The sequence below is a fragment of the Vibrio agarilyticus genome (assembly GCF_012641465.1).
In the GTDB taxonomy this organism is placed as follows: Bacteria; Pseudomonadota; Gammaproteobacteria; order Enterobacterales; family Vibrionaceae; genus Vibrio; species Vibrio agarilyticus.
Genome location: NZ_JABAIK010000019.1, coordinates 54052 through 77478, shown reverse-complemented (window position 1 = coordinate 77478; position 23427 = coordinate 54052). Strand labels below are relative to the sequence as shown.

Below are 23427 nucleotides of genomic sequence, written 5' to 3'. Positions count from 1 at the left end.
ACTTGCATGTGTTAGGCCTGCCGCCAGCGTTCAATCTGAGCCATGATCAAACTCTTCAATTTAAAGTTTTTGTGACTCAATGAATACTGATTCTATCTTTCGATAGTGAATTGACTGTGTCGATACTAAGTATCGAATTGGTCACTCAGTTCATTGAAATCGAATTTGAAACCCCTCTTTGTTAGAGGAAATTTCTAATTGGATTATCATCAACGAGTGCCCACACAGATTGATAGGTTTATATTGTTAAAGAGCTTTCGTTCTTCGCTTTACTCAGAACGGACGGCCATTTTAGCGAGTTAAGTTTTCGTGTCAACCACTTTTTTCAAAACTTTTTCAAGCAATTTGCTTGGCTATCTTGGCGACTGTACACTGCTTGAGTTTCTCACTCTTAAGAGCTTTGAACGCTTGCCGTGTCAGTGAGGTGGCATTATAGGGATCGCGATCATATTGGCAAGCAGTTTTTGATATTATTTTGTTTTTTTATCTCGTTCGAACATTTTTTGTTCTGACATGACGATTTCTACCAATCTTTCTCGTTAAACAACGCAAAATTGGCCAAGTAAGGAATGAAAATGGATAGTTTACGCAGCTATAAAGGCATAGCACCGACAATTGGTTTCGACGTTTTTATCGACCCCAGTTCGGTTTTGGTTGGTGATATACATATAGGTGATCACTCTAGTATCTGGCCCCTAGTCGCCGCGCGAGGTGATGTCAATCATATTCGCATCGGCCAGCGCTCCAATATCCAAGACGGTAGCGTGTTGCACGTAACACATAAAAACGCATCAAACCCTGCTGGGTATCCGTTGATTATTGGCGATGACGTTACCGTGGGTCACAAAGTGATGCTGCACGGCTGCACAATTGAAAACCGAGTTTTAATTGGTATGGGCAGTATCGTGCTTGATGGAGCTGTTATCAAACACGACGTAATGATCGGTGCGGGTAGCTTAGTTCCGCCTGGAAAAACATTAGAGAGTGGTTATCTGTATCTCGGAAGCCCTGTCAAACAAGTACGCTCGTTAACAGATGACGAACGTGAGTTTTTACTGAGGTCTGCCAATAATTATGTGCAAAATAAAACCGATTATCTTTGCCAAGTCAGATCAGTTTAGTTTTACCCTCTAATCGAGCCAGATGAAGCCATGCTCATCATAGGCTTCATCTTCAATTAACGCCTCGGCAAGCTCTTCAATATCGAAACGATATTGCTCAAAAACACGCAATGCGCTGTTACTATCATCAATATTCTGATTCGAAAGTGCGGTTAACCGCGCTGCGGTGATCGCACATTCAATCAAAGCACCCGCGCTCTGCGCAGGAAAACGTACCACGCTATTGTGACTGTCCCATTCTTGCCGATCGGGAAATATAATGGCCTGATTCATGATTGACCTTCTAAATTTTTTCGCAGTTCACGTAACACTTGTTTCGCACCTGGGCGTATACCACGCCACAACATAAAACTCTCTGCGGCTTGTCCAACGAGCATACCAAGGCCATCGTAGGTTGCGATTGCACCGTGTGTCTTAGCCCACAGATTAAAGGTCGTCACACCTTTGCCATAAAACATATCATAGCTTGTTGCACCATGATTAAAGATGACGGGAGAGATCTCAGGAAGGTCGCCTTGTAATGAGGCTGATGTGGAATTGATAATCAAATCATATCGTTCCGTTATTTGTCCCATTTCTTTCGCATTCACTGGACCATAAGCGCTAAACAAGTCCGCGAGTGCATTAGCCTTGTTGTAAGTTCGATTGACCACGGTGATAGATTCCGGTTTTTGCTCAAGCAATGGCTTAATGACGCCGCGCGCTGCGCCGCCAGCACCAATTAATAAAATGCGACGATGTTGCATTTCAATTTGGTGGTGCAATAAATCTTGGACCAGACCAGGTCCATCGGTGTTATCACCGATTATCATACCATCGTCCAATTTCTTTAACGTGTTTACTGCCCCTGCAAGCTGCGCTCGCTCAGTGACTCGGTCAGCAAATTGATACGCATCGCCTTTAAATGGCACTGTAATATTGCATCCTTTGCCACCTTGACTAAAAAACTCGGTAGCGGCCTGATGAAAACCATCCTCTTTTGGGCAAATCGCTGTATAGACCATCGATTGGTTTGTTTGACGGGCAAACAGTGTATGTATAAAGGGTGATTTACTGTGTCCGATGGGATTGCCAAATACGGCATATTGGTCAATTTGAATTGTCATATCCTTACCTATAAAGCAGTGCCTTCTGCTGGGCTTGACCCTATCATTAAGTTCGACAAGAAAAAAGTCACCGATTCACTCTACCAATCACGCGGGCGCAAGTATTCCGTGGTAAGGCGTGCCTCTAATGAATCTGGTTGGGGTTGATAGTTATACTCCCAACGCGCCAATGGGGGCATCGACATCAAAATAGATTCGGTTCGCCCGCCACTTTGCAATCCGAATAAGGTTCCACGATCGTACACTAGGTTAAACTCCACGTAACGACCGCGTCGGTAAAGCTGAAACTCTCGCTCGCGAGCACCAAACGGCCATGCAGCTCGACGCTCGACAATGGGTAAATAAGCCAAGCAAAAACCATTGCCTACGGCCTGAAGATACTCGAAACAGCGTTCAAACCCCCACTGATTAAGATCGTCAAAAAACAGCCCACCGACACCCCGAGTCTCTTCACGATGAGGTAAATAGAAATAACGGTCACACCAGGCTTTATGCTCAGAGTAAACCTCGTCACCAAAGGGAGCGCACAAGGATTTAGCCACATCATGCCAATGCCGACAATCATCATCAAAGGGATAAAATGGCGTTAAATCAAAACCACCACCAAACCACCAAATGGGATCTTCTCCCTCTTTTTCCGCGATAAAGAAACGGACATTCGCATGAGATGTCGGAACATAAGGGTTATGTGGATGCAGCACCAAGGAAACGCCCATGGCTTCAAAGCGTCGCCCTGCTAATTCTGGGCGGTGAGCCGTTGCGGATGCAGGCATTTGCGCGCCCGTCACATGAGAAAAGTTGACGCCGCCTTGTTCAAAAATCGCACCGTGACGCATCACACGCGAGCACCCGCCGCCACCTAACGCATCCGTATGAGATCGTTGCCAACGGTCTTCATTAAAGGTGCCTTGTCCATCAAGTTGTTCGAGCTGACGGCAAATATCATTTTGCAACCCTTGTAAATAGTGTTTAACCGCCTGTTTATCCATTGGCTCACCCTCCCTATTGATCTCTTTAACCCAAGCGCAATACCTGACCTGTTCTTGCGTCTCGAATTTCACTGGGCTTCTCTCGCCCCCCTGTTTCACCTTGTAAAATAGCCACAAGTTGCCCACCAAGTTGGGTTACCACATCCTGATACGTCATACATGCTGGCTGACCGGACAAATTAGCACTGGTCGATGTTAATGGTTTACCAAAGGCTAAACACAGCTGCTGCACCAAGGGATGATCGGTAACTCGCACGGCGACGGTATCAAATTGACCAGTAACCCAAGAGGTCACTTGCGCGCTCGCAGGAACGACCCAAGTGACCGGGCCGGGCCAGCTTGCGTGCATCGCAGCACGTTGAGCATCATCGAGCGCCGCTTCATCAATATAGGGTTGCAATTGTTGATAATTAGCCGCAATCAGAATCAGTCCTTTTTCAACAGGTCGCTGTTTAATCTGCAATAAACGCTCAATCGCGTGAGAATTGTCGGGATCACATCCCACCCCAAACACCCCTTCGGTAGGGTAGGCAATGACCTCGCCTGCCTTTAATGCATCAAGTACTTGCTCAAAATTATCCACAAACATCCCTCTTTATGCGCTGGCATCTCTTATCATTTTAAATTGTTCGATAAGCAGTGTACCGACAATCTTAAACCATGCCCAAAGCAATTTATTGAACAAATGTTTCATTCATTTATAAAGCTTGCGCAAACGTTTGCTTGAAGTAAAAATCTTCGTATAATGCGCTCAAATTGTGGTATTCGCGATACACATATACACAAATGACATGTTGCGGTATGGAAATGTTTAGCCATCTAAGGAGTGTGAAATGAAAGTTGGAATCATAATGGGATCAAAATCAGATTGGCCCACGATGAAGCTTGCCGCCGAGATGTTGGACAGCTTTGGCATTGCTTATGAAACCCAAGTGGTTTCAGCCCATCGCACCCCTCAGCTATTGGCTGATTACGCTAGCGGCGCCAAAGCTCGTGGCATTAAAGTTATTATCGCTGGCGCTGGCGGCGCGGCGCATCTACCCGGCATGACCGCGGCATTTACCAGTTTGCCAGTGCTTGGTGTGCCCGTACAGTCACGCGCACTCAAAGGGATGGACTCATTATTGTCAATCGTACAAATGCCAAAAGGGATCGCCGTTGGTACATTGGCTATCGGCGATGCGGGCGCGGCCAATGCGGGATTGCTCGCGGCACAAATCATTGGCACTTTTGATGAACAAGTCATGGAAAAAGTCGAAGCCTTCCGCCACGCTCAAACGGAAGCGGTTCTCGCGCACCCAAACCCTGCCGAGGAGTAACCATGAAGGTACTGGTTCTTGGCTCTGGCCAATTAGCTCGAATGATGGCGCTCGCTGGCGCGCCATTAAATCTCACTGTTATCGCTTATGATGTGACGTCAAATGCCGTAGTGCACCCATTAACATTGCAAGAGCAATCACAGTCATTAGCACAAGCTATCGCGCAATCTGACGTGATCACGGCAGAATTTGAACACATTCCTGAGCCCATTTTGAGTCTTTGCGCTGAGAGCGGTAAGTTTCTTCCAACGCCAGAGGCAATACGCGCCGGAGGCGATCGCCGATTAGAAAAGGCATTACTCGATGACGCGAATGTCAATAATGCCCCTTACGCCATCATTCACAATCGCGTCGATTTTGATCACGCTATCGCAGCGATTGGCCTGCCTTTAGTGCTCAAAAGCGCCCTAGGGGGATACGATGGCAAAGGACAGTGGCGATTAAAAACCGCTGCCGAAAGCGATGCAATTTGGCACGAGATGGCGCAGTTACTTGAGCAAGATTCACGTCAAGCTATCGTTGCAGAAGCCTTCATTCCCTTTGATCGTGAAGTGTCTATCGTTGGCGCTCGTGATAAAAATGGCCATATTGCGGTTTATCCGCTTGCCGAAAATGTACATATTAATGGTGTACTCAGTCTTTCGACCGCGATTGATGCGCCAGAACTGCAAACTCAAGCTCATGCCATGTTTGAAGCCGTTGCGACTCGATTAAATTACGTCGGCGTGTTAGCGCTGGAGTTTTTTGATGTTAACGGCGAATTATTGGTTAATGAAATTGCCCCTCGCGTACACAATTCCGGCCACTGGACGCAGCAAGGCGCAGAAACCTGCCAATTCGAAAACCACTTGCGCGCAGTATGCGGATTACCACTCGGCAGCACAAAACTAGTTCGTCATACCGCCATGATCAACATTCTAGGGGAAGATGCGCTACCGACCCAATTGCTCACCTTACCTGAGTGCCATATTCATTGGTACGGCAAAGAAAAGCGAGCGGGACGCAAGATGGGACACATTAATGTCTGCGGTGATTTTCCCGGAGAACTGCAACGCAATGTATGTGCACTCACCCAATGGCTTGATAGTGACAAGTTTCCGGCAATTCATCAGTTTGCCAAGCAATTTGAGCTCACAACATAATTTTGAGACTTCTATAAACAATAAAATGGCGCCACCAACGTGCGCCATTTTTATTGGTCATATGTTTAAGATGCCGATAGGCGACAAACAAAGCCTCGGAACCTAGCAAACTCAAGCGCGGTCATCTTGAAGGTGTTGGCATTTGCGATTCGCGCATTGATAGCGAACCCCACTGGCGCTCTTTTTCTCCACCAGCAAAGTGTAGCCGCACACACTACACGGCCCTGCTATCGGTTTTGAATTCAATGCAAACTTACATTTCGGATAGCCATCGCAGGCAAAAAATGTTTTACCAAATCGCGTCTTACGCTCAACCAAATGGTGGCTTTGGCATTCAGGACATTCAATGCCTAACACCGCTGGTGATTTCTCTTCTGCCGCTTGTGGCGAAGATAAATAATGACAGTCTGGGTAGCTGCTACAGCCAATGAACATACCAAAGCGACCTTGCCGCAGCACCAACTCGTGACCGCAATCGGGGCATTCTACTCCCAAGATTTTCACAATGTGTCCATCGTGGTGATGCAGTGGCTTAATGTATCCACAGTTAGGATACTGATTACATGCCAAAAAAGGCCCATGTTTTCCATGACGCAAATGGAGTTGGCCAATTTGGCATTGTGGACAAGGTTCATTGTCGAGAGCATGCTCTCGCGCTGAAAAAAGCGCGCTGTTAATTTTATTGCTCATTCAGATTCTTAATGCAAGATGCCTTGTTCTTTGCTGTACAAAAGCTCTTCCATTAGCGTATACGCATTTTCATTACCCGGAACATTAAACAGCACCATGAGGACAATCCATTTAAGATCTTCAAGTTCAAACTCATGGGTTTCTAACCCCATTACACGGTCAACCACCATTTCTCGAGTTTCAACACTCAACACATTGACTTGTTCAAGGAACATGAGAAAGCCACGACATTCCAGATCAAGGCGTTGCATCTCTTCTGTGGTGTAAATGCGTGTAGAACTGCGCCCAGTCATACTGGCGATAGCACTATGATGATCAGACTGTTGCAAAGCGGCAAGATCTTCAAGCCATACTAATGCTTTGTAAATATCTTGCTCTGCAAACCCTGCGCGCAATAGCTCATCTTCAAGTTCATCTTGATCAACTTGCAAATCAGCATCACTGTGAATGTAGGTTTCAAATAGATACATTAAAATATCCATCATCATCGCTCGCCTCTCCCCTTACGAATATAGCCACCGGAAACTGCAACAACCTGCCCTAAGAGCTCGAGCTCTAAAAGCTGCATCATAACCTCTTGAACCGGCATCTGCATCCTGCTTGCCAAAATATCTACGGGTGTCGCTTCATTGCCTACGTTAGCGAACAGCTCTGGAAATGGCAATTGCTGTTCTTCATTTGCACTGGAAAAATGTTGCTCTTGCTGAACCAAAGTCCAATTAAGCAGTGGTTGAACCCCCTCGATAATATCTTGCACTGACATGACTAAGCCTGCGCCCTGTTGGATCAAATGGTTGCCACCTTGCGCCTGAGTCATACTCAATGACTGTGGCAGAGCAAAGACATCTCGACCTTGTTCTGCTGCCAATCGCGCCGTAATAAGCGACCCGCTATTTTTGGCCGCCTCAATCACCAATACGGCTAAAGCAAGCCCACTGATCACTCGATTGCGTCGCGGAAAATGCTCTGGCCTTGGTGGTGTTTTCGGCGCAAATTCGGACACTAATGCGCCTTGCTCCGCAATACGCTGAGCCAACCCTTGGTGTCGTTTAGGGTAACAATTGGCAAGCCCAGAGCCGAGAACGGCAACGGTCTTACCTCCCGCCTGAAGCGCGCCATCGTGCACATAACCATCAATTCCCAGAGCTAGCCCAGAGGTTACCGCCAGATCGCACGCCACCAATTCACGTGCAAATGCAAAGGCGTGAGACAGCCCTTCTGGGCTTGCGTGTCGACTACCAACAATCGCAATTTGCGGATGAGCCAATAACGTCTTGTCGCCCTCAACAAATAATAGCGGCGGCGCATCGCTCAATTGCGCCAGAAGCGGCGGATATTCTGCGCATTGGCAACTGATGATATGACGATGTGGCTTCTGCTGCCAATGCAGCGCTTCATCAATATTTCGTGAGGATTCACTTTTAAATGCTTGAATTTGCTTTGATGAGAACCCGAGAGTTTGTAATGCGAGATCCGATGCCTGCTGGTGCTGCTCGGGCGTGCCTTTTGCCAGCAATTTAGCAAAGCGTTTGGCGCCAATGTGTGGCGTAAAATACAGCGCCAACCAAGCGCGTAACTGCGTTTCATTCATTAGTAGGTTTTGACTATCGTATTGGTAAGTGGCTCAAAGAGGGGCTTTGCGATCTCGCATCACGCGCTGGTAAATCTAACGCGGCGACTGGCATGCCTTGAGTCAGTGGCCACTCTCCTGTCACCACCTGCGCTAGGCTAAAATAAGCATGGGATTCAATGACTCGAATGGTCCCGATAATGGGCTGACTTTCCGTCACCGTGACCTCTAAATGAGGCTGAGATTTAGCGTCCAAATCCGGCCAATCAAGCTTATGATACACCGCAAAAACCTGGCCAACAGACACGCCATCGTAAGCGCCCTTACTAAGAACAACCCACTGATTAGGCTGACTGTATTGCGTATCTTCAAGGTTACCGAGTATCTCAATATTACCCGAATAAAAAGCCAGCGGCTTAGCGGGAACCGCAGACGGTAACAGCGGCAAAGCAATATCACCCACGCGCACTTCCTGATGCTGAGATTGAATGGCCAATGTTGTCATTTCCGCAGCGCTTTGAATACGCTGCGCCACCGCTACCTGTTGTAAGCCATGAACCGCCGCCTGAAATTCAGATCGAGAATATTGAGAGAGATGACGATAAATCCCCCACCACATTTCGGAGTGTTCACCCGCAATTCGAAGCGGTGTTTCCTTAGTTAAATAATGGCGGCCACTTGGCGTTGCCAGCACCTGGGCCGCTGATTGCAAAGCGGATTCATCAAGTAATCGAGCGGCTCTTTGAGACAATAACTCAGGTAATGCATTGGCAATAATGGGGTTGGGTTTTACCTTGTGGCGGACTTTCGGGCTAAGTTTAATGCGCGGTTGAAGACGCAAATGCGGCTCGCCTTGATGCCACGTCAAGATCAAGGTATCGCCGGGATAAATTAAATTCGGATTAACAATGTCTTGGTTGCGCTGCCACAACATCGGCCATAGCCAAGGATCATCAAGATACAGCCGCGAAATGTGCCATAGAGTATCTCCCTCTTTCACCACATAACGCTCGGGAGCTTGAGCCTGAACGGTTAACTGAGTATTGGCTTTGGCAATAACACAATGAGCTGAAAGTAGGGTAACGATAGCAACAAAGAGCGCTCGAAAAAGCGGCTTTATTCTCATCTGATTTAAGGGGGACATGCGCACGTCCTTAGGCAATCTCACCGAGTTTCATCGCGAAAATGGTATTAGGATGCTGTCATTTAGGTCATAAAATGTCTAGAATTGAGCCAACTAAGTCCGTGTCGCTTCGGCACAGTTCAACATTTCGAGTAAAGATGTCTGTATTACAAGTATTAACATTCCCTGATGATCGCTTGCGCACCGTCGCTGAACCTGTCGCGGCGGTCACGCCAGAGATCCAAACTATCGTCGATAACATGCTAGAAACCATGTACGCCGAAGAAGGCATTGGTTTGGCCGCCACTCAAGTTGATATTCATCAGCGCATCGTTGTGATCGACATTTCTGAAAACCGTGACGAACCTATGGTACTTATCAACCCTGAAATCGTTGAAAAGCGTGGGGAAGATGGTATCGAGGAAGGGTGTCTTTCGGTTCCTGGCGCGCGCGCGCTAGTATCTCGCGCAGCAGAAGTTACCGTAAACGCACTGGATCGCGATGGTAACCCGTTCACTTTAGAGGCCGACGACCTGCTTGCCATCTGTATTCAACATGAGTTAGACCATCTTGCGGGTAAATTGTTTGTCGATTACTTGTCGCCGCTCAAACGCAAACGCATTCAAGACAAACTGGTTAAAATCAAACGTTATAATGAAAAACACGGCAGTTGAACCACGCCGTTTTTAATGAAAGGAAGTTTACCTTGAGTCAGTCTTTACGCATTGTCTTTGCAGGTACTCCGGACTTCGCCGCCCGTCACTTGGCGGCGTTGTTGTCTTCGGAGCATGATGTTATCGCGGTATACACTCAACCCGATCGTCCCGCCGGGCGCGGTAAGAAGCTCACCGCCAGTCCGGTGAAAGAGCTTGCTCTCGAGCACAATATCCCGGTATTTCAACCAGAAAACTTCAAATCCGATGAGGCCAAACAAGCGTTGATGGAGTTGAATGCCGACATCATGGTGGTGGTGGCTTACGGCTTGCTATTACCACAAGCGGTTCTTGATACGCCTAAGTTAGGTTGCATCAACGTACATGGCTCCATTTTGCCTCGTTGGCGCGGCGCAGCGCCGATCCAACGCTCGATTTGGGCTGGCGATGACCAAACTGGCGTGACCATCATGCAAATGGATATTGGCCTTGATACCGGTGACATGCTCAAGATCGCCACGTTACCGATTGAAAAGACCGATACCAGCGCCAGCATGTACCACAAATTAGCGGAGCTGGGACCTAGCGCATTGGTTGATTGCCTCGCCGATATTGCCCAAGGCAAAGCCGTCGCCGTCAAGCAAGATGATGAGCAAGCGAACTACGCGAAAAAGTTAAGCAAGGAAGAAGCGCGCATTGACTGGCAAGATGACGCAGAGCACATTGAGCGCTGTGTTCGCGCCTTCACCCCGTGGCCAATGAGCCATTTTGAGGCGGAAGGAAACAGCATCAAAGTATGGCAAAGTCGAGTAGAGGCCAGCCCAACGGCAGATCAGCTTCCCGGTACGATTGTCCGCGCAGATAAAACCGGAATTTATGTCGCGACAGGGGATGGCCTGATCGTGCTTGAGCAGTTGCAAATTCCAGGTAAAAAAGCCCTACCAGTGACCGACATTTTAAATGCACGTGCCAGTTGGTTTGAAGTGGGTCAACAACTTCGCTAACGCTATGTCGCAATGGCCTTTCTGCATGATGTCACAACATCAAATAGAAAGGGCTTATCGCACCATCAGTACTTTTCGGGGACAGAGATGTCCCTATTCAATTTTAAGGGTTTAACCATGAATGTTCGTGCTGCCGCTGCCAATGTTCTGTTCCAAGTAGTCGACAAAGGCCAGTCACTTTCTCACGCACTGCCTGCTGCGCAAAAAACCATTCGCCCACGTGATCACGCTTTATTGCAAGAGATTTGCTATGGCGCGTTACGCTACTTACCGCGTCTCGAGTCCATTACAAATGAACTGATGGATAACCCACTCAAAGGAAAAAAACGCGTTTTTCACCACCTGATCCTTGTGGGGATCTACCAACTGAGTTTTATGCGCATTCCCGCTCACGCTGCCGTGGCTGAAACCGTTGAGGCGACCACACAACTGCGCGGGCAAAGTTTGCGCGGTCTCATCAATGCCGTTCTACGCAGCTATTTGCGTGACCAAGAGGCATTGGATGAAAAAGCCGTTAGTCATAACGCAGGAAAGTACGGTCATCCGAGCTGGTTACTAAAACTGTTACAAGAAAGCTACCCAGAGCAATGGGAAAGCATCATTGAAGCCAACAATAATAAGGCGCCGATGTGGCTGCGCGTCAACCGACAACATCACAGCCGCGAGCAATATGCCGCTTTATTGGATAACGCTGCGATTGACTATGAGCTTCACTCAGAGGCCAGTGACGCCATTATGCTCAGCACACCTTGTGACGTCACCTTGCTACCTGGTTTTGATAAAGGCTGGGTTTCGGTGCAAGATGCTGCAGCGCAACTGGCAGTGGATTATCTTAAGCCGAATGACAACGAGCTGATCTTAGACTGCTGCGCCGCCCCTGGAGGCAAAACAGCGCACATTCTCGAGCACACGCAGAATACTGAAGTCGTCGCAATTGACAGTGATGCGACTCGTCTAAAACGAGTCTATGAGAACTTGGCGCGGTTGCATTTGCACGCCGACGTTATCTGTGGCGATGCACGCACACCGAAAGTGTGGTGGCAAGGCGAGCAATTTGACCGCATCTTACTGGACGCGCCTTGTTCAGCAACCGGCGTAATTCGTCGCCACCCAGACATTAAATGGCTACGTCGTGGGGATGATATTGCAGCGCTTGCGCAATTACAAAGTGAGATCTTAGATGCCATGTGGCAACAGTTGAAACCTGGCGGCACCTTAGTTTACGCTACTTGTTCTGTGGCACCGCAAGAAAACAGCGAACAGATCAAAGCATTTTTAGCGCGAACCAAAGATGCCACATTGCAAGATTCGGATCCGCAAGCGCCAGGGCGTCAGATTTTGCCCGGCGAAGAAAACATGGACGGTTTTTATTACGCCGTCATAACTAAGCACGTATAAACGCGAATCGGTATCAGCGATGTTCACTTAAGAGCATCGCTTTTTTATAACTACGAGAGCAGATCATGAAAATCATCATTCTAGGTGCAGGACAAGTCGGCGGTACGTTGGCAGAAAACTTAGTAGGTGAAAATAACGACATCACTATCGTTGACAAAGACGCCAATCGACTTCGTGAGCTTCAAGACAAATACGACCTACGGGTCGTCAATGGTCACGCCAGTCACCCAGATGTGCTTCACGAAGCCGGAGCGCAAGATGCCGATATGCTTGTGGCCGTCACTAACACAGATGAAACCAATATGGCGGCCTGCCAAGTTGCCTTCACCCTATTTAATACGCCTAACCGCGTGGCTCGCATTCGCTCACCACAATATTTGGCACAAAAAGAAGCTTTGTTTAAATCCGGGGCGATTCCCGTTGATCATTTAATCGCGCCTGAAGAGTTGGTGACCTCTTATATTGAAAGGCTGATCCAATACCCTGGCGCGCTGCAAGTCGTCAGCTTTGCTGAGCAAAAAGTCAGCTTAGTTGCGGTAAAAGCCTATTATGGCGGTCCGTTAGTCGGTAATGCCCTCTCGGCTTTGCGTGAACACATGCCCCATATTGATACTCGTGTTGCCGCCATTTTCCGCCAAGGACGCGCGATTCGGCCTCAAGGTACAACGATCATCGAAGCCGATGATGAGGTGTTTTTCGTTGCCGCCAGTAATCACATTCGCTCAGTCATGAGTGAGTTGCAGCGGCTCGAAAAACCGTACCGTCGAATTATGATTGTCGGTGGCGGTAATATCGGCGCCAGTTTGGCTCGCAGGCTCGAACAAAGCTACAGCGTTAAGCTGATTGAGCGCAATTACACGCGCGCAGAGAAGCTCTCTGAAGAGCTTGAAAATACCACGGTATTTTGTGGCGATGCTGCCGATCAAGAACTGCTGAATGAAGAAAACATCGACCAGGTGGATGTGTTTATCGCGCTCACTAACGAAGATGAAACCAATATTATGTCCGCCATGCTCGCCAAACGTATGGGCGCCAAAAAAGTGATGGTGCTGATTCAGCGTGGTGCTTACGTTGACTTAGTTCAAGGTGGGGCTATCGATGTGGCCATTTCACCACAGCAAACCACCATATCGGCTCTACTTACTCACGTACGCCGCGCCGATATCGTCAATGTTTCATCCTTGCGTCGTGGCGCAGCTGAGGCGATTGAAGCGATTGCTCACGGTGATGAAACGACCTCAAAAGTGGTCGGCCGTGCGATTGGCGAACTCAAGTTACCTCCGGGCACCACCATTGGTGCTATTGTTCGAGGCGAAGAAGTGCTTATTGCCCATGACCGTACCGTGATTGAGCAAGACGATCATGTCGTCATGTTTTTGGTCGACAAGAAATACGTTTCCGATGTCGAAGCGCTATTTCAACCCAGTCCGTTCTTTTTGTGATTTATTGAGTGGTTCTTATGGTCAACGTTCGGCCAATTTTAACCGTGCTCGGCTTGGTTCTTTCCAAGCTGGCTCTGTTTATGTATATCCCCACACTGGTGGCCTTTTTCTCTGGTACGAATGGCTTTATTGAATTTGGCCAATCCGTCATCATCATTCATGCGGTGGCATTTTTGTGCTTATCCGCCGGACGTTCAACACGGTTTATCCTCAGCGCGCGTGACATGTTTCTCATCACCAGTTTGGTCTGGACTGTCGCAAGTGCCTTTGCCGCATTGCCGTTTGTCTTCATCAACCACATCAGCTTTACCGACGCTTATTTTGAAACCATGTCAGGCATCACCACCACAGGCTCAACCGTGCTGACAAATCTCAATGACATGGCACCCAGTATTTTACTCTGGCGTTCGATTTTACAGTGGCTTGGTGGGGTTGGGTTCATCGTTATGGCTGTGGCTGTGTTACCCATGCTCAATGTGGGCGGGATGAAGCTATTCCATACAGAATCATCGGACTGGTCCGATAAAAGCAGCCCAAGAGCCAAAACGGTGGCCAAAAATATCATGCTGGTTTACGGCATACTGAGCTTACTCTGTGTGCTGGGTTATCTGTTGACGGGAATGGGCTTGTTTGATGCGATTAACCACGCGATGACCACGTTATCGACAGGTGGTTATTCAACCAAAGATTCATCCATGAACGGTTTTTCTCATGGCGCTCAGTGGGTCGCGACACTGTTTATGTTTTTGGGTGGTTTGCCGTTTCTGCTTTTTGTCGCCGCACTGAAAAAGCAGCAAGTAGGCCTTATCATTAACGATGCTCAAGTTCGAGGCTACACCTATCTTGTACTAGGTAGCAGCGCCATTGTGGCCACGTGGCTTGTGCTCAAAGATCACTATAGCCTTCTTGATGCACTGCGAGTGACGTTATTTAACATTATTTCCGTGTTAACCACGACGGGATTTGCCCTTGAAGATTTTACCGCTTGGGGCGCATTACCGACGACGTTGTTCGCCTTTTTACTGGCGGTGGGCGCCTGTTCCGGTTCCACTGCTGGTGGGTTCAAAATTTTCCGGCTGCAAATCGCGCACACGCTACTCAATTTGCAAATTAATAAACTCATCCACCCACGTGGGGTCTTTATCCAAAAATACAACGCACGTCCAGTCACAGACGACATTGTCCGCTCGGTCGTCGCTTTTGCGTTGTCCTATTTTATGACCATCATCGCGGTAGCGGCAGGCATGAGCGCCATTGGCCTTGATCCGGTCACCAGCATCACTGGTGCTATCACCGCCGTCGCCAACGTTGGCCCCGGTATGGGCGATATTATTGGACCCACGGGTAACTTTGCGTCTTTACCCGACTCAGCAAAATGGTTACTCAGTTTTGGAATGCTTCTAGGACGACTGGAAATACTGACCCTATTAGTGCTGTTTTTCCCGGCATTTTGGCGCCGTTAAACAGGCTCAACATACCAATAAATGGCTAAAAAGTGGCATACACATCCGGCTAACACAAACAGGTGCCAAATAGCATGGTTAAAAGGAATCCGTTTGGCCACGTAAAAAATTACGCCAAATGAGTAAATCAATCCCCCAGCGGCAAGCAATACCAAGCCGCCAGAGGCGAGATTTTGAGCTAACGGATAGACAGCAATCAGCGATAACCAGCCCATCACCAAATACGTCATCAATGACAACTTCTTGAAGCGATAGACAAATGCCAGCTTCATCACGATACCCAGCAATGCGATCAGCCAAATCACCGTCATCAGCCCTATTGCCAAAGGCGTGCGCAAACTGACCAACATGAAGGGGGTATAACTGCCGGCAATTAAAAGGTAAATCGCGCAATGATCAAAGGTTTTCAACCAGCGCTTGGCTTTGGGTGTAGGAATCGCATGGTATAAGGTTGAAGCCAAAAACAGCACTATCATGCTAACGCCATAGACTGACAAGCTGGCAAAGGTTAATCCATCGGCATCATACTCGCGAGCTTGAAGTAGCAGCATCACCAGACCAACGATACCAAATATCATTCCAAGGCCGTGGGTCACGGCATTGGCGATTTCTTCGCGAGTGTCGTAGCAAGGGGGGGAGGTTGAGAGCGTCGACATAATCACCCTTTAGCAACATAACGTGCTTTTAAGTATGTCACAATTAGCGTACACGTGTAAGCTAAAAATCGCTCAGCGTCATTAAATGGTCGATAACACATTGCCCTGCCACATCTGGACTCAAATGCGTTTCTAAAATCAGCGAAGCCGCACTCAAATCAAGCGCGCTTGCGAACATGGCTAATCGACCAGAACGGTTTCTGTCGATGGCAAACCACAACCACCATGCATTCTCTTGCCGATGTACCATCATCTCCAGTTCGCGCCAACGCCCATGAAAAGGCCCTGTCGTGGGTACAAATTCAAATACTTGAACAAATGGCGGTTGAAAACCACTGGCAGCTTCACACTCGACGCGGCGAATGCGCAGCCCTTGCGCCTCCAACGCACTTAACACACCATCCAAAAGAGGGTCGGGACGTACCGTTACGCCTTCGGCATCACTTGGGTCGGCGGCCTTAGCGATATCTAAACTGGTTGCCATCCAAACTTTAGCATCACCAATCGTGACAGGTGTATTGCGCGGCAACGTCAGCTCGGCATTAAAAGTGCGTTGAACTCCCGGTTCAATCACAAAGCCATAAGGCAGGTGCCATCTCGCCAATGTGTGTGTCTGTTTGGCTCGAATCGATGTGGTTTGGCTCTCTTTTGCTTCACGCCAATATTGACAGCAAACACGCAATTGGATGTCATCAACGTACTGCGGCTCACTACCACCATAAACATCCACCTTAATCATCACTGTATCTCCAGGCAACACCACATCCTGCTGAAGGATCGCGTCCACCTTAGCATTACCGATTCCCAAATTTGCCCACGCTTTTTTTATTAAAGACATGCCCCATCCTCCCACTGATGGCTATGATAACGCTAACCCATTGACGGGTAATTCGAACTGATGCGCCTTAGCGCACACTCTGCAAACGTAACCATGATGTAACGCGTTAAATTAAGAATAAAACGAGATCTGAGCCGCTGCTCAACTATCGATCAACTTCGTGATTGGTGTTACCCTTAGCGCGATATGACACCATATCACATCCCCCTTCCACTTATTTGGATCGGCGAAAGCCAAAAAAGAGCCAAACTTCAGCAATGAAGCTCAACTCATAAGTGTGTTGGGTTTATCACTGGCAATGGATATGCCTGACAGTTAGGTATCAAATATGCGCCCAACTACCGTCAGGTGTTCCCGCACGTACTGCGGTGCGCCTCATCGCCGTAGCGGTTTTCGACAAGCTTACAAAGCGAAAGTGAACGCACCCGTGATGACATTGGTTGAATGCAAGCCAGCCATGCCAGAACGTCACGCAGAAGCGGCGGCGTAATGTACTCAAAGCGCGGTCTTAGGACTGCGCTTTTTTTATCGTAGTCCTAGGCGACTGGTGAGGCTTTTGATAAGGTGACCGCTTCCAACATCCTTATAATAATTGTGGAGAAAGTCATGAAATGTCACCGTATTGAAGAGCTGCTTGAACTGCTTAGCCCAGAATGGCACAAAGATCAGCAGATGAATTTATTGGCGTTTTTGCGTCAATTGGCCGATGAGGCAGGCTATCAAGGCCCACTTGAAGCCTTAACCGACGATGTGTTGATTTACCATTTGAAAATGCGCAATGCCGCCAAAGATGAGATGATCCCGGGTTTAAAAAAAGACCAAGAGGATGACTTTAAAACGGCCATCCTACGCGCGCGCGGCGTGATCAAATAAAGCCCACCATCCGCTTATACTCAAGTCACGTTAAGATGTGCGGTTGAACAAGAATGACTTGATTTGTCAGCGAGTTCAAAAGGTCGTCATGCGTTAAGTGTGCCGACCTCTACTCGAAGCTACGTCATCTTTACCACTGGCGTTTAATTGAGCGCTCAGTTGAGTGACGCGCGCAAGCACCTGTTGTAACTCTTGCTGGATCTGCTCAACCGATACGTCTGCATCGCTAAACACGGATGCCGATGGGACTGACAACCCTTTCTCGCCATTATCAACATTCTTCAGTTCGAAATCACCCTCATGGAATGAACGGCGAATGCGAAACGCCAGCCAAAGCAAACTCGTCATGATGATCAAAGAAACCAATACCATCAAACTAACCAAAGGCATTTTTCGCGCCGCGTCTTCTAATCGGTCATCAGCAAAGTTAAACCCTTGCTCCCCCAATCGATTTTGCAGATCCGTCAAAGCACGATTCAGCTCAAGGCCAATTTTAATTGAGGTGCGATGAGCACGTTGGTACTCCGCAATCCCCTGATCAAGCATACGCATTGCTTCTTGATAGCGCGTTGCAGTGACAAGCACATGTTGTGTTGCAGCGTCGTCTTGATGACGCTCTAAAATATCGATCGCCGCTTGTGTATTAGACAACGCTTGGTCTAAGTAGCTTTGCCGCATCCCCGCAATGAACCCATTGTAATAAAGTGATGCGCGCTGCAGGTGATTGACCGCGATCAACGCTTGGCGTGACCACTCATGGGTATACGCACCGTTAGCCACATGCAACGCATAATCACGATACACATCACCAGACCCCAATACGCCATAACTCACCGCCGCCTCAATCGTGCGAAAATAATCAAACATCACCTGAGCTTCGGCAATGTATTGCGGCACAAGGCGCTTAATGTTTGCACCGGATTCCGTTTGAGGGTGATAACGCAACGCTTCGGTATTTAAGTCCGCCATCGCCTGCTCAGCGCGAATCACGCGCGCCAAATCTCGCGGATTCGACCACGTCATCACTAGCGCCATACGTGCTTGCCACATTTGTAGCCCAAAATCAGTGGCGGTTTTGATATGAGCGACACGCAACGCGCGCTCCTGATGGTAGAGCTGCGCATCACGTCTATGGTCGCTATTTAGCCACCACGCCAGAGCCAAAAGGACACCTCCCATCGTAATGCATAACAACAAAAGTGGCGCACGAATTACATTGCTGACCCTTTGCCGTTCACGATTCGGCGCTACATTGACAAACGAGCGAGTAGGTTCTGGGTTCAATGGCACTTGGCTCACAATGGTTTCTCATTTTGTGGGTAGGTAATGGACGTCAAATGACGTCAGCGTGGTAAATCGCGCCATTATTTCGATAAATCTAGTAATGAACAAGCTTGTTTTGCGAATTTTATAAATAAGCCCAAACAACTTGGTGCTGCCGTTCGGCGGCAAACGAGCGAAATCTTTAGGCTCTAGGATGAGATTTGTCAGCGCTCGCCAACAACGCAGCAACATCACGTAAGGCGGGTATACGGCTCATCACAACCAACAATGTGTTAAAGGTTGATGTCCATAAAGAAAGCGGTTTGTTATTTTTTATATACTGCGCAATTCAACACCGGAAAGCCGTGTCATGAATCGCACCGTGAGTGAGCCAACAGAAGCACACCGCGCAATGTCAACTAAGGAGCCGTCCCATGAGTGGTGACAAAATTGAAGTCAAAGATATAACACCCTCTACTTCCGCAAAATCGCCTCATTCAAGCACTAACGATCGCTTTAACCCCAGTCAGCGAATTTATGTTCGTCAAAGCCAGGGCTACTTTCAGCGCATGCGCCGTTACACAGGGCTTTTTTTGGTGGTCTTTTTTGCTTTAATGCCTTGGTTACAGCAAGGCGAACATCAAGCCATTCTATTTGATATTGGTCAGCAACAATTTCACTTTTTTCACACCACGTTATACCCCCAAGACCTCACCTTGCTGGCACTGCTTTTTATGATTGCCGCATTCGCTCTGTTTTTTCTCACCACATTTTTAGGCCGAGTTTGGTGCGGTTACCTCTGCCCACAAACGGTTTGGACCTTTGCTTACATTTGGTTTGAGGAAAAACTGGAAGGCAGTGCCAATAAACGACGCCAACAAGATGCTCGCAGCCTGACGACATCACTCCTGCTGCGCAAAATCGCCAAACACATCGCGTGGCTGATACTGGCGTTATTTACTGGCTTAACCTTTGTGGGCTATTTTGCGCCCATACGCCAACTGGTGGCCGACTTTGTCACCTTTGATACGGCGTTTTGGCCGGCGTTTTGGGTGATTTTTTTTACCGTGTGTACCTACGCCAATGCGGGATGGATGCGCTCAATCGTGTGCGTCCATATGTGCCCTTATGCTCGTTTTCAATCAGCGATGTTTGATAAAGACACTTTTATTGTGGGTTATGATGCTATGCGCGGAGAAACGCGAGGGCCGCGCAAGCGCAAAGCCGATCCCAAATCTCTTGGCTTAGGCGATTGCATCGATTGCGATCTTTGCGTTCAAGTCTGCCCCACCGGAATTGATATTCGTCACGGCCTGCAATACGAATGCATTAACTGCGGGGCGTGCATTGATGCGTGTAATAGCACAATGAGCAAAATGGGTTATGCCCAAAATCTCATCAGCTATACCACAGAACGGCGCTTATCCGGGCAAAAAACGCAGATTTTACGCCCGAAACTGCTTGGATATGGCGCGGTTTTGCTGATCATGTGCGGTCTATTTATGACTCAAATTGCGACGGTCGAACCCGCAAGCTTTACCGTATTACGTGACCGCAATGCGCTTTATCGCATCAATAGTCACGGTCAAATAGAAAACATTTACACACTAAAAGTGCTCAATAAAACGCAGTCTTCTCAAGAGTACCAACTGACGGTGGCAGGCTTGCCTGATGCAAAGTGGTATGGTCAACAAATCGTTTCAGTGGCCCCTGGTGAAGTGCTCAATATTCCTATCACTCTCAGTGTTCAACCTGAAGGGCTGCCCTCCTCAATCACAACGATTGCGTTTATACTCAGCAACAAGCGCGAGGCTTTTACTCTTGAGGTAGAAAGCCGGTTTATCAGCGCACTTTAATTTTGATGACGGTAATGGAAAGCGACTCAGTAATGCGTCTCTACAGATCATGAATCACAGCACTTCGCCTCAAAACGGGCCAACACCGAACGACCCTCAATCTCCTAATGAGGCTCAAGGTCACTTTCATTTTAATGCGTTGACACCCGATCTGATCTGGTTTGCTCTAAGTAGTATTGGGATCCGCGCCGAATCGGGCTTTTTGCCTCTCAACAGTTACGAGAATCGCGTTTATCAATTTAGCGATGAAGAGCGCGTTCGCTATGTGGTGAAATTTTATCGTCCCCAGCGGTGGAGTGATGAACAGATTCTCGAAGAACATGCTTTTAGCGACGCTTTGGTCGACGCCGACATTCCGATGGCCACGCCGCTAAAAATTAATGACCAGACTCTGCATCACTATCAAGGGTACCGTTTTGCGCTGTTTCCCAGTTTGGGTGGGCGTCAATTTGAAGTGGATAATCTTGACCAATTAGAGCAGGTAGGCCGGTATTTGGGCCGCATTCATCGCGTCGGCGCTGAGCACCCCTTTGCGTTTCGTCCTACGATTGGGCTTGAGGAATATCTTTACCAGCCACGAGCGCTACTGCATGAAACGCAAATGATCCCAAGTTACCTTGAACACAGTTTCTTTCATGATTTGGACGCGTTAATTCAGCATATCGAAGCGCAATGGCCGGCAGATCGCGCTTCAATTCGTTTGCATGGCGATTGCCATCCCGGCAATATTTTGTGGCGTGATGGCCCGCTGTTTGTTGACTTAGATGACGCGCGCAACGGCCTCGCGGTGCAAGATATTTGGATGCTGCTCAGTGGCGAGCGACATGAAAAAATAACACAACTCGACACACTGTTAGAGGCGTATCAAGAGTTTAATGATTTTGATACCAATCAATTGAAACTGATTGAGCCTTTACGTGGTCTCAGAATGGTTCATTATATGGCGTGGCTTGCCAAACGATGGCAAGATCCCGCCTTTCCGATTGCCTTTCCGTGGTTCAATGAACCCAAATATTGGGAAGGACAGGTCCTTGCATTTAAAGAACAAATTGCCAACTTGGAAGAAGCACCATTAAGCTTGCTCCCTCAGTGGTAACTCAATTTAATTTTTGGAGAACAAACATGAAGAAGTTGTTGGCGTTTTTTTCGCTATGTTTCATCGCTCTATCCACTCACGCTGTCAGCGCGCCGTTTGAAGAGGGTGAGCATTACAAGGTGTTGCCAACCAAAGCATCGACACAACCCCAAGTCACCAAATTTTTCTCATTTTACTGTCCGGCCTGCTATAGCTTTACGCCGATTTTCGACCTGCTAAAACAGGAAGTACCTGAGGGAACCAAACTGACCAAAAATCACGTTTCATTTATGGGCGGAAACATGGGACTGGCTTTTGGCAAAGCCTATGCCACCATGGTCGTACTCAAAGTAGAAGACAAAATGACACCGGTGCTGTTTAAGCGCGTGCAAGATATGAACAAGCCGCCACGTAATGAAGCCGAATTACGCCAGCTGTTTATTGATGAAGGCATTGATGCCAAAAAATACGACGCGGCGTACAACGGATTTGCGGTTGACTCAATGGCTCGTCGTTTTGATAAGCAATTTACTGACGCAGGTCTAACTGGGGTGCCTTCGGTTGTGGTTAACAACAAGTATTTGGTGCAAGCCAATAGTATTAGCTCTGCAGAAGAGTATTTTGCCTTGGTGAACTATCTACTTAAAAAATAAGTTTGCTTAGACAAGAGATATTCCAATAAAAAAGCCGCATTCATTGCGGCTTTACTGTATACCCTTTCCACTTGAAATTGCAGCGTTGTTGGCTGGCTCTCACAAACCTCATCACATAGTCAATCTATGCTCAGAGGCTTTGTTCGTTTGCCGCCTACCTGCAACTCCAAGTTGTTTGGGTATATTCAAATCATCTCGCTATTTTGCATAGAAGGGGGATATATACCCCATTACGCCGCTTGTGAATCATGAGGATCAGTATCGCGATTGGCTAAGGTTGATGGCGCATAAATCTGAGTCAGCTGACGATCTTTTCGCTGCCATACCTCGGCCAACCACAATTGAAACTGACGCTTAAACCGCTTGTCATGAAAATAATCGCCACGTACCGACTCATTAACCGGTAACACTTCCACTTGCACCACAATTCGCGCCATTTTGCCTCGTAACAAATCATAAAATGGGCGCGCGCGGTTATCGGGATACGCAATCGTCACATTCAATATCGAATCAAATTGGTCCCCCATAGCCGCAAGCGTATACGCAATGCCGCCCGATTTTGGCGCCAACACGTGCGTAAAATCACCCCGTGACCGCCGCTGCTTGTCATCAGTGAATCGCGTCCCTTCAACAAAGTTAACGATCGTTGTTGGCGTATCACGAAATTTTTCACAAGAGCGACGTGTGGTTGCAAGATCTTGGCCGCGTTTATCAGGATGGCGCAGCAAATATTCGCGTGAATAACGCCGCATAAACGGCATATCCAATGCCCAACAAGCCATTCCAATAAAAGGCACATACAGCAGTTGCTGTTTAAGAAAAAATTTGGGAATGGGAATCGCATCTTTAAACACACAAAGCAGCACCACGATGTCGGTCCAACTTAAATGGTTTGAAATGAGCAAATGCCAACCTTGAGCATTAAGGTTTTCAGCGCCCTGTATCTGCCACTGCGCTCGGTTGGTAAAAGAGAGAATTTTCGCGTTTCCTGTTGCCCATAGCCACATGCCGCGATTGGCAAACTTCGTCGCCTTCAATTTGAGCCGTCGAGTTGGCATAAGCAGTTTAATCAATGCCGCTGCGCACACCAGCGTAGAACAAAAAACTGCGTTAACGACAGCCAACATCACATTAACGATTAGTATAAAATATGCCAACATATTGAGGGCAATGCTCACCGTGAGTAAAAAAAC

At 48.0% G+C, this 23427-nt stretch carries 25 protein-coding genes and 1 rRNA gene; 13 read left to right on the top strand and 13 right to left on the bottom strand.

The genetic code is table 11. The annotated features are described in order from the left end of the window. A 16S ribosomal RNA gene (locus tag HGP28_RS15955) occupies positions 1-62 on the bottom strand; the annotation flags it as partial. Between the two features lie 513 nt (positions 63-575). Here HGP28_RS15955 and HGP28_RS15950 point away from each other — a divergent pair. Further along, positions 576-1121 (top strand): gamma carbonic anhydrase family protein, encoded by a 546-nt coding sequence (locus HGP28_RS15950; RefSeq protein WP_168837471.1) that lies wholly within the window; start codon positions 576-578, stop codon positions 1119-1121. A gap of 9 nt (positions 1122-1130) precedes the next feature. On the opposite strand, the gene HGP28_RS15945 is transcribed toward HGP28_RS15950, so the two are convergent. From HGP28_RS15945 to tsaC, 4 genes are all read right to left on the bottom strand, one after another. Next, positions 1131-1394: a DUF1488 family protein gene (locus tag HGP28_RS15945; RefSeq protein WP_168837470.1), complete on the bottom strand. Its 264-nt coding sequence runs from the start codon at positions 1392-1394 to the stop codon at positions 1131-1133. Continuing rightward, complete coding sequence (aroE, locus tag HGP28_RS15940; RefSeq protein WP_168837469.1) at positions 1391-2227, bottom strand: shikimate dehydrogenase; 837 nt, start codon at positions 2225-2227, stop codon at positions 1391-1393. Before aroE ends, HGP28_RS15945 begins: the two co-directional genes overlap by 4 nt. 80 nt (positions 2228-2307) lie before the next feature. Further along, a complete protein-coding gene (hemF, locus tag HGP28_RS15935) occupies positions 2308-3216 on the bottom strand; it encodes an oxygen-dependent coproporphyrinogen oxidase (RefSeq protein WP_168837468.1) in 909 nt (302 codons plus the stop codon). A 25-nt stretch (positions 3217-3241) separates the two neighbouring features. Then, positions 3242-3799 (bottom strand): L-threonylcarbamoyladenylate synthase type 1 TsaC, encoded by a 558-nt coding sequence (gene tsaC / locus HGP28_RS15930; protein ID WP_168837467.1) that lies wholly within the window; start codon positions 3797-3799, stop codon positions 3242-3244. A gap of 250 nt (positions 3800-4049) precedes the next feature. On the opposite strand from tsaC, the gene purE reads away from it, so the two are divergent. Next, positions 4050-4535 carry a 5-(carboxyamino)imidazole ribonucleotide mutase gene (gene purE / locus HGP28_RS15925; protein WP_168837466.1) on the top strand — a complete coding sequence of 162 codons (486 nt, stop codon included), beginning with the start codon at positions 4050-4052 and terminating at the stop codon, positions 4533-4535. 2 nt (positions 4536-4537) lie between these two features. Continuing rightward, positions 4538-5677 carry a 5-(carboxyamino)imidazole ribonucleotide synthase gene (locus HGP28_RS15920; protein WP_168837465.1) on the top strand — a complete coding sequence of 380 codons (1140 nt, stop codon included), beginning with the start codon at positions 4538-4540 and terminating at the stop codon, positions 5675-5677. A gap of 111 nt (positions 5678-5788) precedes the next feature. Here the strand turns inward: HGP28_RS15920 and HGP28_RS15915 are convergent, their stop codons facing one another. The 4 genes from HGP28_RS15915 to HGP28_RS15900 are packed head-to-tail and all read right to left on the bottom strand — an operon-like array spanning position 5789 to position 9081. Beyond that, entirely contained in the window at positions 5789-6367 is a 579-nt protein-coding gene (locus HGP28_RS15915; RefSeq protein ID WP_168837464.1) for a DNA topoisomerase family protein, read from the bottom strand. 8 nt (positions 6368-6375) lie between these two features. Continuing rightward, the gene (locus tag HGP28_RS15910; protein WP_168837463.1) at positions 6376-6855 is read right to left on the bottom strand and encodes a DUF494 family protein; all 480 of its coding nucleotides are present in this window, start codon (positions 6853-6855) and stop codon (positions 6376-6378) included. Further along, positions 6852-7958 (bottom strand): DNA-processing protein DprA, encoded by a 1107-nt coding sequence (gene dprA / locus HGP28_RS15905; protein ID WP_168837462.1) that lies wholly within the window; start codon positions 7956-7958, stop codon positions 6852-6854. Before dprA ends, HGP28_RS15910 begins: the two co-directional genes overlap by 4 nt. A 13-nt stretch (positions 7959-7971) precedes the next feature. Beyond that, on the bottom strand, positions 7972-9081 hold the full coding sequence (locus HGP28_RS15900; protein ID WP_168837461.1) for a LysM peptidoglycan-binding domain-containing protein: 1110 nt from the start codon (positions 9079-9081) through the stop codon (positions 7972-7974). A 137-nt stretch (positions 9082-9218) separates the two neighbouring features. On the opposite strand from HGP28_RS15900, the gene def reads away from it, so the two are divergent. The 5 genes from def to HGP28_RS15875 all read left to right on the top strand — a co-directional run bounded on the left by def (position 9219) and on the right by HGP28_RS15875 (position 15020). Beyond that, complete coding sequence (def, locus tag HGP28_RS15895) at positions 9219-9734, top strand: peptide deformylase (RefSeq protein WP_211092033.1); 516 nt, start codon at positions 9219-9221, stop codon at positions 9732-9734. A gap of 32 nt (positions 9735-9766) precedes the next feature. Continuing rightward, positions 9767-10717 (top strand): methionyl-tRNA formyltransferase, encoded by a 951-nt coding sequence (fmt, locus tag HGP28_RS15890; protein WP_168837459.1) that lies wholly within the window; start codon positions 9767-9769, stop codon positions 10715-10717. A gap of 117 nt (positions 10718-10834) precedes the next feature. Beyond that, positions 10835-12115, top strand: a complete 1281-nt coding sequence (gene rsmB / locus HGP28_RS15885) for a 16S rRNA (cytosine(967)-C(5))-methyltransferase RsmB (protein ID WP_168837458.1) — start codon at positions 10835-10837, stop codon at positions 12113-12115. Between the two features lie 65 nt (positions 12116-12180). Continuing rightward, positions 12181-13557: a Trk system potassium transporter TrkA gene (gene trkA, locus HGP28_RS15880; protein ID WP_168837457.1), complete on the top strand. Its 1377-nt coding sequence runs from the start codon at positions 12181-12183 to the stop codon at positions 13555-13557. Positions 13558-13574: 17 nt separating this feature from the next. Next, a complete protein-coding gene (locus tag HGP28_RS15875) occupies positions 13575-15020 on the top strand; it encodes a TrkH family potassium uptake protein (protein WP_168837456.1) in 1446 nt (481 codons plus the stop codon). On the opposite strand, the gene trhA is transcribed toward HGP28_RS15875, so the two are convergent. Both trhA and HGP28_RS15865 read right to left on the bottom strand, forming a co-directional pair. Further along, a complete protein-coding gene (gene trhA / locus HGP28_RS15870) occupies positions 15017-15676 on the bottom strand; it encodes a PAQR family membrane homeostasis protein TrhA (protein ID WP_168837455.1) in 660 nt (219 codons plus the stop codon). The two genes, HGP28_RS15875 and trhA, sit on opposite strands and share 4 nt — an antisense overlap. Positions 15677-15737: 61 nt before the next feature. Further along, positions 15738-16514: a sporulation protein gene (locus HGP28_RS15865; RefSeq protein ID WP_168837454.1), complete on the bottom strand. Its 777-nt coding sequence runs from the start codon at positions 16512-16514 to the stop codon at positions 15738-15740. Positions 16515-16842: 328 nt separating this feature from the next. Between HGP28_RS15865 and HGP28_RS15860 the strand changes: the two genes are divergently transcribed. Together HGP28_RS15860 and HGP28_RS15855 are read left to right on the top strand one after the other, a co-directional pair. Continuing rightward, complete coding sequence (locus HGP28_RS15860; protein WP_168837453.1) at positions 16843-17004, top strand: hypothetical protein; 162 nt, start codon at positions 16843-16845, stop codon at positions 17002-17004. 116 nt (positions 17005-17120) lie between these two features. Beyond that, entirely contained in the window at positions 17121-17387 is a 267-nt protein-coding gene (locus tag HGP28_RS15855; RefSeq protein WP_168837452.1) for a YihD family protein, read from the top strand. A 93-nt stretch (positions 17388-17480) separates the two neighbouring features. Here HGP28_RS15855 and HGP28_RS15850 read toward each other — a convergent pair whose 3' ends face one another. Next, positions 17481-18686, bottom strand: coding sequence for a hypothetical protein (locus tag HGP28_RS15850; RefSeq protein ID WP_168837451.1), 1206 nt, complete (start codon positions 18684-18686; stop codon positions 17481-17483). Positions 18687-19084: 398 nt separating this feature from the next. Between HGP28_RS15850 and ccoG the strand changes: the two genes are divergently transcribed. Genes ccoG through HGP28_RS15835 form a run of 3 tightly spaced genes read left to right on the top strand, consistent with a single transcriptional unit; the run spans position 19085 to position 22234 of the window. Continuing rightward, complete coding sequence (ccoG, locus tag HGP28_RS15845; protein ID WP_168837450.1) at positions 19085-20506, top strand: cytochrome c oxidase accessory protein CcoG; 1422 nt, start codon at positions 19085-19087, stop codon at positions 20504-20506. Positions 20507-20555: 49 nt separating this feature from the next. Next, positions 20556-21602: a serine/threonine protein kinase gene (locus HGP28_RS15840; RefSeq protein WP_168837449.1), complete on the top strand. Its 1047-nt coding sequence runs from the start codon at positions 20556-20558 to the stop codon at positions 21600-21602. 26 nt (positions 21603-21628) lie between these two features. Beyond that, complete coding sequence (locus HGP28_RS15835; protein WP_168837448.1) at positions 21629-22234, top strand: thiol:disulfide interchange protein DsbA/DsbL; 606 nt, start codon at positions 21629-21631, stop codon at positions 22232-22234. Positions 22235-22464: 230 nt separating this feature from the next. Here HGP28_RS15835 and yihG read toward each other — a convergent pair whose 3' ends face one another. Further along, positions 22465-23394: a 1-acylglycerol-3-phosphate O-acyltransferase, YihG family gene (gene yihG / locus HGP28_RS15830; RefSeq protein ID WP_168837447.1), complete on the bottom strand. Its 930-nt coding sequence runs from the start codon at positions 23392-23394 to the stop codon at positions 22465-22467. Positions 23395-23427: the final 33 nt, after the last annotated feature.